This is a genomic window from Rossellomorea vietnamensis (assembly GCF_008180415.1).
Taxonomy (GTDB): domain Bacteria; phylum Bacillota; class Bacilli; order Bacillales; family Bacillaceae_B; genus Rossellomorea; species Rossellomorea vietnamensis_C.
On the sequence record NZ_VTEI01000007.1, the window covers coordinates 1 to 14,788 of the forward strand.

Consider the following 14,788-nt stretch of genomic DNA (forward strand, 5'->3'; position numbering starts at 1 on the left):
GAGTGTGCTCGGCTTATCAGTCAGACCTCCCTGGGTAAAAGTACAATCTTTCCCTCCACCTATCTGCTTCATTTACTTTGTATTGCTTTCGGCAGAAAGGACTTTGTTTTGTGTTGCAAACTCGTCCAACAATACTAGCCTCTTATGAAGTTCGTGTTCCTCAGACCGGAGGTTTGCCGCTCGCTTCCTTCAGATTCCACGTCACCATGGACACCCTTGCGTTAAGCTAACTGCTACTTCTGCCTTCACAGTTCGGGACTTACACCCTATAGATTGCACCCATGCCAGGCGCACAACCAATACAAAAGGCTGACGTCTAGTCAGCCTTTTGTATGTTAAAAGAAACTTGCCAAATTTCAAAGTTCATTTTTGAAGCCGCTGCAGGTTGCCATTCTTATCCATTTGAAATTTCACTTTATCCTCATTTTCTTGCAGCAATGCCATTTTCCGGGCTTTTTCAAATATAGACAGCAGGGATTGATGATCTTCTTCAAGCAGCTCCAGCTTATCTCTATAGGCAGCATTTGCTTCATTCAGCCGCTCTACTTGATGCTCAAGCTTTTCGGTGTATTCTTCAAGTTTTTTATAAGCCGACTGCAGTTCTATATCTTCGTTCAAATTGCCTTTCAGATTCTCCAAAAATTCGATGACTCCCTCAATAGTCAGCGTACCTGAGCGGGTTTCTTCAACTTCTTTTGATGATTGATTTTCCACTACTCTTTCAGACTGCAGGGGTTCAGTATAACCAGCATGGACAGATTGTTTTTTATTTTCCTTACGCTGTCTTTTTGCCAATTCAATCCCCGATTTATATTGCTTTCGCACAAATGAATTCCAGCGAAATCCACAGGCAGCAGCTGTTCTTGACAATTTCCTGCCAACTTCCTCAAACGCCTGCAGCTGCGTCCCCCCTTCTCTGATATGACGAAGCACCACCTCGGCAAGCAATAAATCTTCATCTTGACTCCATGCATCTTGTCTATTAGACGTCACTTCCATCCCTCCTGTATGAATTTATTTATTAATCCATACTTATGTTTATAGTAGAAAAGATAGAATATATTACGTAAGTTTTTAATGCATTTCGAAGTGAATGACTTCTTATTCTGCCTGAAAAGCCGCTGACATGAAGATTCTTCCAATTTACTTTCCGGATAAGAATTTTTCTACCGCTTGGTGGTGTTCCTCTTTCTCCCATAATTTTGCGCACGAGCGGATTTCTTTATCAATTCTTTGATAGAGATTGGCCGACTCCCATTTTTTCTTAACAGCTTGCTTATAAGCAGCCAGGACATTTACATCTTTATTCAAAAAACCTTCCATATGATGTATAAGAGAAGGCAAATCCGGGTTTTCAAGAAGAAAGTCGATGAAACCAAGGTCATGCATCTTCTCAGCGGGGTACAGATCTGCTGTCCCTAATAGATAGAGGGCATTTCCATGTGCTATTTTCTCCAATAGCAAGGAGCCTCCACCCCAGCCTGTTGTAATTGCAAGTCTTCCTTGTATAAATCCCATCTTTGCTCCTTTTCGTGCAGCGCGGAAATCGCATGCTGCAGCGATCTCACAACCTCCCCCTACCGCGCTCCCGTTTAGAAGAGCAGCTGTAATCTTTGGAAGTGTCGCCAGTTGATAGAGTATGTCCCCCATCTTTTTCAGCATAGAATAGGCTTGTTCTTCCGTCTTTAACCCATGAAAGGTCTCCAGGTCCCCCCCAGAACAAAATGCCTTTTCTCCAGCAGCTGTTATTACCAGGAGTTTAACCTCATCATTTGAAGCGGCTTCATCAATAGCTTTCTGCAATCCGTCCATCACTTCGTAATTAATCGCATTCCGCTTCTCTTCCCTGTTAATAGTAAAGACAAGAACACCGTCATCAGTTCTTTCCAATATGTAATCTTCCATCCTCATTCCCCTTTGCAGTAAATATAGATATGTAGTTAAACTTGTATCTCGTTCTATATTATTAATACCATACATTTACAGATATAGGGGGAAGTTTTTTGAACAGCGGCAGCGCTGATCATTCGTTTTTCAAGCCGAAAGTCCAAGATACAGCGGTGATTAATGTCTGTCCCCTGCTCGAAACGGGTACCATACTAAAGAAAAAAACCACAAAAAAACGTGAAGAGCCATGGTCTCTTCACGCTTTTTGCTGAGAATAAAATTATTTATTCACAACTTCTTTTCCTTTATAAGTACCGCACTCTTTACATACACGGTGAGCTAGTTTCATTTCCCCGCAATTCGGGCATGCAACCATACCAGGTACATTTAACTTGAAATGTGTACGGCGTTTTCTCTTTGCTGTTTTAGATGTTCTTCTAAAAGGTACTGCCATTTCTTCCCACCTCCTTACAGAGATATGTTATGATGAAGCCAGAACGAGCTGGTTCACGCGCTTTAAGAGTTCTTGTCTTGTTCAAGAAGCTTAGCAAGACCGGCAAGCCGAGGATCGACTTTCTTTTCCTCTTCTTCTTCCGCCTGAATGGCCTGCTCTTCCGTAATGACTTCCCAATTCTTGCCGGATGGAAGGTTTTCATCGTCTTTCGCTTTTTCGCTGAAAACTTGCAAAGGAATTTCCAGGACAAGCAATTCATTGATGACAGGCATCAAATCAATGACATCTCCCTGCATCCTGTGCACTTCTTCCTCTTCATACTGATCATAGTCATTCGCTTTTAATAAGAATGTTTCGACCGTGTCAATATCAACCGGAAAATGGACATCTTCCAGCGTTCTTGAGCAAGGAAGAACAAGTTGGCCTTCAATATGCAGATGGAAGGTTACTTTATCAGAACTGATGTCTGCTCTTCCTGTGACATGGATCGGAGAAACATCACGTATCTGAGGATCAAGTTCTTTCACTTCACTTGCATCGACTGTTTCATCAAGGGGCATTCCCTTATCACGAAACTTTTGCAATTGAATTATTGACCATTTCAATGTAATCACCTCAAGGCAACAAAGGTAATTATAGCTTTCATAATACCTTTTGTCAATATTTTTTCTTTACACTCTTTACAAGTATAGTGTTGTAATTATAACTTGTATTTATAAGTATTTACCACCCATTTTAAAGGATGTGAAAAAGAAATGAAAGCAGCGGGCGTTATTGTAGAATATAATCCATTCCATAATGGTCATTTTCACCATCTTTCTGAGACCAGAAAAATGACTGCGGCCGACCTGATCATTGCGGTCATGAGCGGAAATTTCTTGCAGCGCGGAGAACCTGCCATTGTTTCTAAATGGTCCCGTGCAAGGATGGCCCTGAAATCAGGAGCCGACATAGTCATCGAACTTCCCTACGCATTTGCTACCCAGCATGCGGAAATTTTCGCTTCTGGCTCGGTTGCTCTATTGGACAGTATGAAATGTTCGGCTTTTTGCTTTGGAAGTGAATCGGGTGACATTGCCGCCTTTGAAAAAACCGTAGAATATCTTCAGAAACATGATCAGCACTATAATGCCTTTGTCCAGGAGTTCGTTAAGAAAGGAATGAGCTATCCCTCTGCACTATCAAAAGCTTTCCAGAGCCTGGATCCTGATGGAAGCCTGGTTGACCTCTCATTGCCTAATAATATTCTTGGGTACCACTATATCCAGGCAATGAATAAAATAGGCTCGGGTATGAAAGCTTATACTCTTGCAAGAAAAAATGCAAATTACCACGATGAACATTTTAGCGATGAGAACATTGCCAGTGCTACAAGCATCCGAAAAGAACTAAAGAAAAAGGAAGGAAAAGTGGAAGCTGTCCATTCTTTCATTACAGAACCAACCTTGGATGAATTGAAAGATTACCAGAATACATACGGAATCCTGCATGATTGGGAACTTTACTGGAGTCTTCTCAAATATAAAATAATATCCTCTTCCAGCGAGGAACTAGCACGCATCTATGAAATGGAAGAAGGAATCGAAAACAGATTTAAAAATGCCGCACGCTCCTGTTCAAGCTTTCTGGAATTCATGGAAACGGTTAAAACCAAGAGATACACCTGGACACGATTGCAGCGAATGGCGCTTCATGTTCTGACCAACACAACCAAGGAAGAGATGAACAGGCATCATGCTCCTGAATACATCCGTCTGCTTGGCATGACGGAAACAGGCAGGCAGTACCTTAACCACATAAAGAAGGATCTTAGCTTGCCATTGATCAGTAAGCTCAGCTCCGCTGACAGAGACCTAATATCCCTGGATGTGAAGGCTGCCGAGATTTTTTCTCTTGGTGCTATTGAACCCGGCCATCAAATGAAGCTGCTGGAACAGGAATTCAAGCAGCCTCCGATCTACCTGAAAAAATAATTGTTAAAAACCAGCCAATATGTTGATAGATGAAAATCAAAACCACCAGTGTGAACTGGTGGTTTACTCTGCCGCTGGAAGCCTCTCATACCGAGCTTGGTCTAAAAGGTCCACTGAATGATTTACTTCAGCAATTTATTCCCTTTGAAAATTTTTGAAAAATAAGCGGAAAAATTCCGCTTATTTACCCCAAATTGAATTCAATTTCACAGCTGAAACCGGAAATTTCCCCTTATTTTATTTTGGATTATTCATGCCCTTCACAGGCATACATCCTCCTGGAATGAAATGAAGTCATAGGGAAACCTGCTTATCAATTCATGAAAGGAGAATTTCTCACACTAAGCTATAAACTCTCTGGAACCCACGTTACAGCCAGGGAGTTTCAGGACCCCCGAAAAAAAAAACGCAATGGAATCCAGTGCGTTTTGATATGTCATTTCAATATTTGCAGCTCACAAGTACACCTGCTAAGAAAAAAATCTTTTTTGGAAGCTATTTTCAATTGAGATGTTACTTTCGGATATCCCTAGGGTATTAGGTGATTTCTCTCTGTTCTTGCCTGCAGGATTTTCCCAATCAATAGTAAGCAGCAGAAAAGGATAAGAATCTGCCTTTTATATAGAGTCCAGGTAGCTCAAAGCCTCTTCAAACGTTTTGACAGGCACGATTTTCATATCCGTCCCGATTTCTTCAGCAGTCTGCAAAGCTTCCTCATAGTTCGGTTGTAAATCCGGATTGGATTTACTAAGGTTTTCAGGAATAATATCCATAGGGGCAAAGAACACCTCAGCACCTGCATTATCTGCCGCAATGACCTTTTGCTCTATCCCGCCGATCCTTCCGACGGTTCCGTTTGAAGAAATGGTACCCGTGCCGGCAATATCCAGTCCCTTGGTTATATCTCTTTCAACCAATCCGTTATACAACTGCAGACTGAACATCAATCCCGCAGACGGCCCTCCGATTTTCTCGGTATCCATTGTCACTTTTGTTTTCGTGATAATCTCTTTGTCATCCACCAGTCCAATACCAAGTCCGACTTTCCCATCACTGGCCGAAAACTCTGCGAGAGGAACTTCTTTTTCGTATACTTCCCCTTCTCTGGTAAACGTGATATTTACAGTGTCATTCACGGTCTTTTTACTGATATAATCAATAAACTCCTGGGAAGAACTGAATTTATTTCCGTCTATGGCTGTGATCATGTCCCCAGGTTCGAGAGTATCCTCTGCGGGCATACCAGGATAAACATTCAGGATATATACGCCGTTGTAGTCAAATGAATAAGGTTCCCCTGCATGCTCGAATGCCACTTCTATGGCATTCAATTTAGACGTTTCCATTAAGTGAAGCTGCCTGACATTATATTCTTCATCTGTCTCTTCTGGGCTTCTTATTTCTCCTGCAGGGTAGATATGCTCGTATTTCCTTAAAGAAGCAATGAGATAGGTATAAATGTTTGCCTTGCCCATTCTGACGGTTGTCAGCATCAGCCGGCCTTCATCCTCAAACCCGTTCTCCACTTCAATGATCGTATCAAGGTCTTTTGCACTTCCAGGCTTGGTTACATAATACGGCAAATAATAAAACGAACTTCCTATAATAAGGATTGTCATGATGACAAGAATGCGGATCCATTTTTTTTGTGACACTTATTACTGCTTCCCCTTCCATTCTTCAATTGCTTGCTTAATTGAAGGAATAATTTTCTTGGCTTCTTCTTCGCCGGCTGCAATGATCTCTTCTGTATGAGTGAATGCTCGTGAACTGTATTGTTCAACATTCGGCCTGATCATAAAATCAGCACTGAGTTCACGATTCCTGATGATTTCCTTCTGAAGTATATCAATACTTTGCATTATGACATCATACACAGTCAAAATTTCTGCATTTTGTTTCACTTGTGCGACATCTACACCTATGACAATATCAGCACCCATTTCTTCTACAACAGAAACAGGCACCCGGTCGATCACTCCACCATCCACAAGCAGCCTTCCGTCGATTTTCTCTGGAACAAAAACTCCCGGTATACTGATGCTTGCCCTAACTGCCTCCGCTATAGGTCCTTTAGTAAAGATTACTCTTTCTCCCTTGGTAAGATCAGTTGCCACCACAGCTGTAGGGATGCTGAGATCTTCTATGTTTTTATTATGGGTAAACAGCCTCACAAACTGCTTGATCCGTTTGCCCGCGATGAACCCCATTTTTGGCACAGTAAAGTCCAGGTAGTACTTTCTCCGAAACGCGGTTGACAACTTATAAAGATCTTCCATATTATGGCCGACTCCGTACAAACAGGCAGCGAGCGCCCCCATGCTGCTTCCGGCAATCATATCAACAGGGATATCTTCTTCTTTAAAGGCCTTCAGCACTCCCAGGTGGGCAAAACCCCTTGCTCCCCCTGAACCGAGAGCTAAGCCGACTTTAGGCTTGTTCACTTGGCCTCCCCCTTTTTTTACCGTTTGATTTATTCTATGGTCTATTTTAAGCGGCTATGAGTATATTTCAATAATATGAGGACAAGGTGCGACTGCTATGGCATTGCCTAATTTCATTCTAACATTTTTTCTACTATCTACAAGTTAAGCAAGGGGAACAACCATATAAACTCCGGGAGGGAACAGATTGAATGCTTCGCAATTAAAAACAATCTTTTTAGCACTTTCCGTTACTACACTTGCAGCCTCTCTCATTATATTTCCTCAAGAATCTTTTGAAGCTTCTATCAGGGGGCTGAACATGTGGTGGGAGATTGTCTTTCCGTCGCTGCTTCCATTTTTCATCATCTCCGAAATGCTCATAGGATTCGGGGTTGTTAAGTTTATTGGTGTCATTTTAGAACCGTTCATGCGGCCATTTTTCAGGGTTCCGGGAGTCGGAGGCTTTGTCTGGGCCATGGGAATGGCTTCTGGTTTCCCTGCAGGCGCAAAGCTGACAGCCAGGCTCAGGCAGGAAAAGCAGCTGACCAGGATTGAAGCAGAAAGACTGGTTTCATTTACGAACTCTTCCAACCCCCTTTTTATTTTTGGAGCGGTTTCAATCGGATTTTTTTATAACCCGCATTTAGGGGTCATCCTTGCCTGTGCCCATTATCTTGGAAATATTTGCGTTGGATTGATGATGAGCTTCTATGGCAGAAAAGAAGAAAGTCAGAGTAAAACGGTGTCCAATAAAGTTTTTTCGATCAGAAGTGCTCTGGCTGCTCTTCACAGAACAAGGGTAAAAGAAAAAAGGCCAATCGGAAAGCAGCTGGGAGATGCAGTGAATTCCTCTATTCAGACTCTGCTTATGATTGGTGGTTTTATCATTTTATTTTCAGTGATTAATAAACTGCTCTTTCACCTTGGGGTGACTACATTTGCTGCTGATGCGCTCAATATACTCTTAAAGATGCTGACTTTGCCAGAAACGTTGACACTGCCGTTTATATCAGGTTTATTCGAAATCACATTAGGAAGCCAAATGACCAGCGGAGCCGGTGGAGCCACCCTTCTTCAGCAAGCCATTATCACCAGCTTCATACTTGGTTTCAGCGGCTTCAGTGTACAGGCTCAAGTGGCCAGTATACTTGCACAGACAGATATCCGCTTTCGCCCGTTCTTTATAGCCAGATTTATACATGGTACTGCCGCTGCTATGATTACCCTCCTTATTTGGAAGCCGGTTTATGTGAATTTTTATGGAGATAAACCCTCAAATTCTGTACCTGTTTTTAACCAGCCCGACTGGACTGTCTGGGAATGGGCACTGCTATGGCTGAAACAATGGGGGCCAGTCATTACCATTGCCTCTCTGGTGATTTATATATTGTTATATATTCAAAAAATGAGAACGGACAGAAGGTTTTAAAGGAATACAATTGCCATAAAGATGATATCGATATTGACAAGGAGAGCAATCTTCTCTTCCAGCGGGCTTTGAACCCTTTTCAGGAGTATAATCACTTCCTATTTAGGTAAACAGCCAATTAAAAAGTGCAAGCACCCCTTTCTGTATCGAGAGGCTGCGCCCTTTCAGGCAGTGAAGGATCCTTGAGCGCTCCATTGTTAACAGTTATCTATAGAAGATGATTTTCAAATCCTATCAAACAAAAGAGGCTGGGACAAAACCTTATAAAAAGCTCTTTTCAAAGAAATGTGTCTGAGTATAAAGAAAGGGTTTCCGCTCCATGTGCACGATCCGCGGGGCGGGCGCTGAGCCTCCTCGGCTTTGCCTGCGGAGTCTCACCTGTCCCGCAGGAGGTCGCACACCTTCCGCTCCAATCCGCCTACGATCACGAACTGGCGGATAACCTAATCTAAAAAGTAACATCTTTAAGGTCAGAGCCTAATAACAAAAATGAACCGCATGAGATCAAGTATGTAACCTTGATCTCATGCGGTTTTATTTTCGATGATTTCTACTTGCATCAATTAGTTTTCTACTTTTGTCCCAGCCTCTTGCATTCCTTTTTCAGTCAGCCAATATTTTTGGCCTGCAAAGCAATCTCGACAGGTTTGGGGACAAGTTCTGAAATGTCAGCATCATACTTGGCCACTTCTTTGACGATCGATGAACTCAAGAAAGAATATTGATTATTCGTCATGATAAAGAAAGTCTCTATATTTTCATCCAGCACCCTGTTCATGGAAGTGATTTGCATTTCATATTCAAAATCCGAGACGGCTCTCAAGCCCCTGATGATGGCATTTGCGTTCACACTTTTCGCATAATCGATGAGCAGACCCTGGAAGGAGTCCACTACGATGTTTGGTATATCCTGAGTCACTTCCTTGATCAATTGCATTCTTTCTTCCACAGAGAACATCGGTTGTTTCGATGAATTGTTTAATACCGTGATGTACAATTTATCAAATACTTTGGCCCCGCGCGTGATAATATCCAGATGACCATAGGTAATTGGATCAAAACTACCTGGACAGACAGCTATACTTCCCATTTCTTGCAGCCTCCGTTTCTTTTAAGAGGGGTAACCCCCTGGAAATAATTCGGTTTATCTTTTAACCTGCTGTTTTCGTAAGTATTATTGCTATGTAAAGAGCAGTTGATTTCCGCTCCGTGTGCGCGGCTCCCCAGATTCCTGCCTATCCCTGTGACAAAATGCACCGGTACTAGGCCGGCAAAAGCAAAATCAACTCTTTTTATAAGACTGTTTTCGCATTTATTGTTGCTTTCGGCAAAATCCCAAGAGCCGGATTTTCCCCCGGATACTAAGAGTTTTAACTCTAAACGGGAAAGAGCAGCTCTTTTCTTTTCGGTTTTGCCTGATTTCATCTTCGTAATAGGGTTATTTTTTAAAAATTAGTATGGAATAGCAACAAAGTTTGCTAAAAGTGCCTTTTATAGATTGTGATTCCGATGATTCCATATGATTCTGTCCTGATTATTTTCAAGGTGCCGGCTTCCTCTGGCAGAACAATCTCCGATCCATGTTCACAAACAACGTAACCGCTTTCATTCAATAAGCCGTTTTCGTCGATGTCTTCCAGCAATTGCTGAAGTTTCTGCTTTTTGTACGGTGGATCCAGGAAAATATAATCAAAGGTTAACTCTCTTTTTATTACAGCTTTAAGGGCTCTTCCCGCTTCATTCCGGTATACTTCGCTTCTTTCACTGTATCCGCAGTGGTCCAAATTCGATTTAATGGTCTTAATGGCATTGAAATCCTTGTCCACAAAAATGACCTTTTCCAATCCTCTGCTTAGAGCTTCTATTCCCAGGCCGCCGCTGCCTGCAAACAAATCGAGACCGCTTCCGGAATCAAAATAGGGACCAATTATATTGAAGATTGCTTCTTTCACTTTATCAGTTGTCGGCCGCGTTCCGCTGCCCGGCACAGCTTTCAACGGCCTGCCTTTACATTCACCCGATATTACTCTCATTTAATTCACCACTGAATATGTATTTATTTCTTTTATATCCTACCATATATAAACATTCTTTTCTATCAATCGTCGAATTCCGGGAAAATCCGCGCAAAATCGTCCACCCCATGTATAAAAGATTGTGCACTGGTGATAATGCTAGTAACAACATCTATTCTGGTGTTGTTGCCAACCGCGGAGAAGACTTACGTTTCCCCATAAGTTCTTCCTCCGGTTTCTCCTCTCCCTTTGCCTTCTTTCCTTTGTGGAAGTAGAAGGACCCTGCAGGAAGTCCTGCAGGGTATTTTTATTTCAGTAATTTTCTGTTCCCTTACATACTGAGTTTTAGTGTCAGCCTGCTGATCTCGACTTAAATGAATACTAATACTGCTCTAACGGTATCCTGACGTCTCCTTCAATCCACGAAGGATAATCTTGAAGTTCAAAAGTGATCACACCGGAACCTTGCATTCTGTCATAAGGAAAACCAAAACGGGGCATGCCGTCAACGCCGCCGCCATCATGGTACTGAGAATGCAATTCCTGCACTTCCCCATCAGCTCCGGTATAGCTCTGTATAGGGGACATATGGCTCGCCTGTTCATATCGCTCTGCCCACGAAAAGAGTAAAGCGCCTGTCTCATCATAAATTTCCTCGTACTCTACTTTAGCAAGCCTTTCATCAGGTGCCAGAAGTATTTTCAGCTCTTCGGTATCTACCTTGACTTCCAGCTCATCTTTCTCTAATGCCCTGATTTTACTGAAGACCAGGAAAAGCTCTTTTGGTTTCTCAAAGTAGTTGCTTTGAAGATAGTATGTCTTTTCTTCAAAATCTCCGCTGGCTGAGAGGCCGTTGGAGATGCGGGACCAGGTTTCACCATTTTCATCAACCAGCCTCAGGTCCTCTATATCAAATATACGTTTAGTATTTTCCGATGAAAATTCCATCTGGATACCGACCCTTGTTGGTGAAGCCTTTATTGTTTTTACTAAGATTTTTTGCCCTTCTACTAGAAACACCTGATTGAGATGTATGTCTTTGGTTTTACCAACTTTGTTTTGATTGACCTTAAAAGGAATTTCCCATGTATCTGCTAATGGTTTATCACCGCTGCTCAACTCAATTTCCATGGTATATTTCTCCTTGTTTAAAGTTTCTTTCAAGCCATAGTCAGACTGATACATATCCTCTTCTTTCGAATCAATTGAGTCAATGGACAAGCTGTCGAAAGCGACCTCTTCACCGTACTCATCTACCACCTGAATCTTATCGATCCTCAGGTTTTCGAATGATGATGAACTTGAGTCGACTTTGTAAAAAAGGACGAGCTGTTCCTGATCGGCTATGAATGAACTCAGCGTAATCGTAATTCCCTTGTGTACTGCTGAGTTATTCACTGTCTGCACAAAATCATTGTCAATGACCGAGACCATCCCTTTGTCATGTCTAACCATCTCAACAATCTGCTCCATCCCCGGTATGGAACTTACATAAGAAGCAAAGGCCTCTGAAACCCTTAGGGAACTGATAAATAAAACTAGAAAGATTAAGGATGCAGCCAGTGATACCCTCCATGAATAGGAAGTTTTCTTTGGACGGCTGGCTTTTTGGATTCCCATCTGAATCGCTTCATCGATTGCTCTCTCGGGATACTCTCTTTCATTTATCTTTGTCTTCAATTCATCAAGACGCTCTTCTTCGCGGTTAGACATTGGAATCCTCCTCATCTTCAGTGAATTGTATTCTTAAAGCCTGCAGCCCCTTATGCAGCCAGGTTTTGATTGTTCCCTGGGGATGCTCAAGCAAGGCTGCTATCTCATCGATCTTCATCCCTTCCAGGTACTTCAGGATAATAACTCTTCTATATTTTTCATCGAGCAGCTGAATCGCCTCATCGATTTCCATCTTGGAGCCCGTTCCCGTAGCTTCTTTCGACTGAAGAATTTCATCATTATATATGATCCTCTTTTTTTTCAGAAGCTCGTCATGGCAGTAGTTCAAGAGGATTCTGACCAGCCATGTGGAGAAGAATTCAGGCTTCTTCAGCTTTCCGATAGACTTATAAGCCCGGAATGTTGTCTCTTGAATGGCTTCCAAAGCATCATGGTCATTTCGGAAATAGGAGATTGCTATTCGATACAATTGCATTTTATGAAACGTGATAAGCTGATAAAAAGCATTATCATCGCCTTTTTTTGCTTTTTTGACTAATAGTTCATTTTCTTTTTTCATAAGATTCTCCTTTCCTGTACGTTAGACTCGTTTAACAGGAAAAAGTTTTAATAAATCATAATTTTTTCTCAGATGGTGATTTTACTAAGTCAAAGATAAATATATAGGGCGTCACTCCTGCTGTGTAAAGTGAACTAAGTCTCGAGTACTGCATTCTTCAGCTCGGGTATCCTCCCACTTTGGACGCTAAGTGAAGGCCGATATGTACATTGTAAAGCAGCACTGTTATATAAAAGGAGATCAAAAGATATTAGGCCTTTCTCTCTAGCCAGGAAGAGCAGCTCTTTTCTTTCTTGCATACAAGAATACAGCCGGGAAGTTATTGCATTTTCCTTCTAAAATTTTGAACCAATAGCAGAAAAATTTACAAAACACCTTTTGAAAGAATATTTTATCATCCCTACCTAAAACCTGTGATTGTAAAAAATTGATATTCATATTCTAATAATACTCTTTACTTCTTTATATGCTTTTGGAATAATTAAAAGTTGGAAAAGATGATATCAATGAGGGTTGAAAGGAAGTAGTATACATGATCCAGCGTTTTATTGAACTAGGAGAAGGGTATTCAGATTTATATGAACTTATAGAGTTGGCACACCACAATGAACCCAGAATGCTTCATTTTATGGCGTTTCACACTGTCGTGAAAGACCGTCCTGTAACTTCGTTGGCAGTTGTCCTTAAACCTGCCGGTGAAAGTAAGTTTCAACCATTGTATATATGCCGGGAAGGTGTTCCCGATCCAAACCACCTGCCCAATAAAAGATACCAGCTGTTCGAGGAAGCAGCAAAGGCTCAGGGACGCGAAATCATCCAGATGGACGTAAAGCCGTCCTCTGTGTTTGCCGAGAAAGAATTGTATTATGCTCACCTAATCGCAATTCTGCGCCTGAATCACTTTATATCACCTTTGCAGTAGACGGATCAAAAGCGTAAGCGGCCTGCTCAGACCCGACAGGCAAATGTTCCCAAGAGAAAAAAAGGCGGTCTTTCCTTTTATTCCCTTGGGGTTATTTGACCCCGAGGGGCTGGCCGCTGAAGCTGGACGGATCAAAAGCGTAAGCGGCCTGCTCAGACCCGACAGGCAAATGTTCCCAAGAGAAAAAAAGGCGGTCTTTCCTTTTATTCTCTTGGGGTTATTTGACCCCGAGGGGCTGGCCGCTGAAGCTGGACGGATCAAAAGCGTAAGCGGCCTGCTCAGACCCGACAGGCAAATGTTCCCAAGAGAAAAAAAGGCGGTCTTTCCTTTTATTCTCTTGGGGTTATTTGACCTCGAGGGGCTGGCCGCTGAAGCTGGACGGATCAAAAGCGTAAGCGGCCTGCTCAGACCCGACAGGCAAATGTTCCCAAGAGAAAAAAAGGCGGTCTTTCCTTTTATTCTCTTGGGGTTATTTGACCCCGAGGGGCTGGCCGCTGAAGCAAATCCTAAGCAAAAAAAAGAAAACAGGTGGCTGACACCTGTTTTCTTTAACTTAAATCCCCATTTTATAATCATACTCTTTTGCTTTATCTGGTTTAGAATTTTCAAATTGAGTCTTGATGAAAGGCTTATAAGAAGGCTCCACTTTTTTCACATAAGAATAAGAAGACAGCTTTTCGACAATTGAATCTGTCTCACTTTGATTACAATACAGTACAACATACTTCATCTTTCTGGAAACATATTGTACATTGCCGAACCTTCTCATCGACTTGGCGTGTTTCAAACTATATAACCATACTGTAATTCCTTGTCTATCGGTGAACATCTTTATTTTCCCCTTAAATAACACTCTGTTTTTTCATTAGTCTAGCATAAGAAATGACTATAAATCAACAAAAGAAGGGATGAGAAGCATGGATCTTGCAGTGATTTGGAATAAATTCGCAGAACATTTGCAATCCTTTGAAGGCATCGAAGACTATGAAATGAAGAAAATTGCCGGCATTCCTTTCATATACATTAATGCTGATCTGACTAAGGAAGAGATCGAGAATTCAATCAAACGGGCCACCGCGAAATCAATGCGGGGTAAGCGGCTTCATTCAGAGACTGTATATGTAAGAAGAAGAGAGGAGTATTACGTCTACCGTCACCGTTTCTACGTACCGCAGGAAAAAATGTTTTGCTGCGGAAACCTCTGTGTCGACTGCATAAGACTGCGGGGGTAAGATCAAAAGCGGAAGCGCCTTGATCAGCCCCGACAGGCAAATGTTCCTCAGAGAAAAAAAGGCGCTCTTTCCTTTTATTCTCTGAGGGTTATTTGACCCCGAGGGGCTAGGCGCTGAAGCTGGACGGATCAAAAGCGGAAGCGCCTTGATCAGCCCCGACAGGCAAATGTTCATGCGTGAGGGTGATTTTACTATTTCCTAAACAACAAAAAATGCG

At 42.2% G+C, this 14,788-nt stretch carries 15 protein-coding genes; 4 read left to right on the forward strand and 11 right to left on the reverse strand.

All coding sequences use genetic code 11. The features are described from left to right. Positions 1–363: 363 nt before the first annotated feature. From FZC78_RS13750 to FZC78_RS13765, 4 genes are all read right to left on the reverse strand, one after another. Positions 364–993 (reverse strand): RsfA family transcriptional regulator, encoded by a 630-nt coding sequence (locus FZC78_RS13750; RefSeq protein WP_148940364.1) that lies wholly within the window; start codon positions 991–993, stop codon positions 364–366. Positions 994–1,143: 150 nt separating this feature from the next. Further along, positions 1,144–1,905, reverse strand: a complete 762-nt coding sequence (locus FZC78_RS13755; protein ID WP_148940366.1) for an enoyl-CoA hydratase/isomerase family protein — start codon at positions 1,903–1,905, stop codon at positions 1,144–1,146. Positions 1,906–2,167: 262 nt separating this feature from the next. Then, on the reverse strand, positions 2,168–2,341 hold the full coding sequence (rpmF, locus tag FZC78_RS13760) for a 50S ribosomal protein L32 (RefSeq protein ID WP_006836756.1): 174 nt from the start codon (positions 2,339–2,341) through the stop codon (positions 2,168–2,170). 62 nt (positions 2,342–2,403) lie between these two features. Beyond that, positions 2,404–2,946: a YceD family protein gene (locus FZC78_RS13765; protein ID WP_148940367.1), complete on the reverse strand. Its 543-nt coding sequence runs from the start codon at positions 2,944–2,946 to the stop codon at positions 2,404–2,406. A gap of 150 nt (positions 2,947–3,096) precedes the next feature. Here FZC78_RS13765 and FZC78_RS13770 point away from each other — a divergent pair, with 150 nt between their 5' ends. Then, entirely contained in the window at positions 3,097–4,314 is a 1,218-nt protein-coding gene (locus FZC78_RS13770) for a nucleotidyltransferase (RefSeq protein ID WP_148940369.1), read from the forward strand. Positions 4,315–4,931: 617 nt separating this feature from the next. Here the strand turns inward: FZC78_RS13770 and FZC78_RS13775 are convergent. Together FZC78_RS13775 and FZC78_RS13780 are read right to left on the reverse strand one after the other, a co-directional pair. Next, positions 4,932–5,969 (reverse strand): SepM family pheromone-processing serine protease, encoded by a 1,038-nt coding sequence (locus tag FZC78_RS13775; protein ID WP_252183622.1) that lies wholly within the window; start codon positions 5,967–5,969, stop codon positions 4,932–4,934. A 3-nt stretch (positions 5,970–5,972) separates the two neighbouring features. Further along, positions 5,973–6,758, reverse strand: a complete 786-nt coding sequence (locus FZC78_RS13780) for a patatin-like phospholipase family protein (RefSeq protein WP_148940371.1) — start codon at positions 6,756–6,758, stop codon at positions 5,973–5,975. Positions 6,759–6,945: 187 nt separating this feature from the next. Here FZC78_RS13780 and ylbJ point away from each other — a divergent pair, with 187 nt between their 5' ends. Then, positions 6,946–8,169, forward strand: coding sequence for a sporulation integral membrane protein YlbJ (gene ylbJ / locus FZC78_RS13785; protein WP_148940373.1), 1,224 nt, complete (start codon positions 6,946–6,948; stop codon positions 8,167–8,169). Positions 8,170–8,776: 607 nt separating this feature from the next. Here ylbJ and coaD read toward each other — a convergent pair. The 4 genes from coaD to FZC78_RS13805 form a co-directional block, all read right to left on the reverse strand. Beyond that, entirely contained in the window at positions 8,777–9,259 is a 483-nt protein-coding gene (gene coaD / locus FZC78_RS13790; protein WP_148940375.1) for a pantetheine-phosphate adenylyltransferase, read from the reverse strand. Between the two features lie 388 nt (positions 9,260–9,647). Next, positions 9,648–10,202: a 16S rRNA (guanine(966)-N(2))-methyltransferase RsmD gene (rsmD, locus tag FZC78_RS13795; protein WP_148940377.1), complete on the reverse strand. Its 555-nt coding sequence runs from the start codon at positions 10,200–10,202 to the stop codon at positions 9,648–9,650. A 363-nt stretch (positions 10,203–10,565) separates the two neighbouring features. Continuing rightward, entirely contained in the window at positions 10,566–11,897 is a 1,332-nt protein-coding gene (locus FZC78_RS13800; protein ID WP_187444939.1) for a DUF4179 domain-containing protein, read from the reverse strand. Further along, positions 11,890–12,417, reverse strand: a complete 528-nt coding sequence (locus FZC78_RS13805; protein ID WP_148940381.1) for a sigma-70 family RNA polymerase sigma factor — start codon at positions 12,415–12,417, stop codon at positions 11,890–11,892. Before FZC78_RS13805 ends, FZC78_RS13800 begins: the two co-directional genes overlap by 8 nt. 532 nt (positions 12,418–12,949) lie before the next feature. On the opposite strand from FZC78_RS13805, the gene FZC78_RS13810 reads away from it, so the two are divergent. Then, positions 12,950–13,339, forward strand: a complete 390-nt coding sequence (locus FZC78_RS13810) for a DUF7147 family protein (RefSeq protein ID WP_148940383.1) — start codon at positions 12,950–12,952, stop codon at positions 13,337–13,339. A 553-nt stretch (positions 13,340–13,892) separates the two neighbouring features. On the opposite strand, the gene FZC78_RS13820 is transcribed toward FZC78_RS13810, so the two are convergent. Further along, complete coding sequence (locus tag FZC78_RS13820) at positions 13,893–14,168, reverse strand: YlbG family protein (protein ID WP_148940385.1); 276 nt, start codon at positions 14,166–14,168, stop codon at positions 13,893–13,895. 88 nt (positions 14,169–14,256) lie between these two features. On the opposite strand from FZC78_RS13820, the gene FZC78_RS13825 reads away from it, so the two are divergent. Next, the gene (locus FZC78_RS13825) at positions 14,257–14,571 is read left to right on the forward strand and encodes a hypothetical protein (RefSeq protein WP_148940387.1); all 315 of its coding nucleotides are present in this window, start codon (positions 14,257–14,259) and stop codon (positions 14,569–14,571) included. Positions 14,572–14,788: the final 217 nt, after the last annotated feature.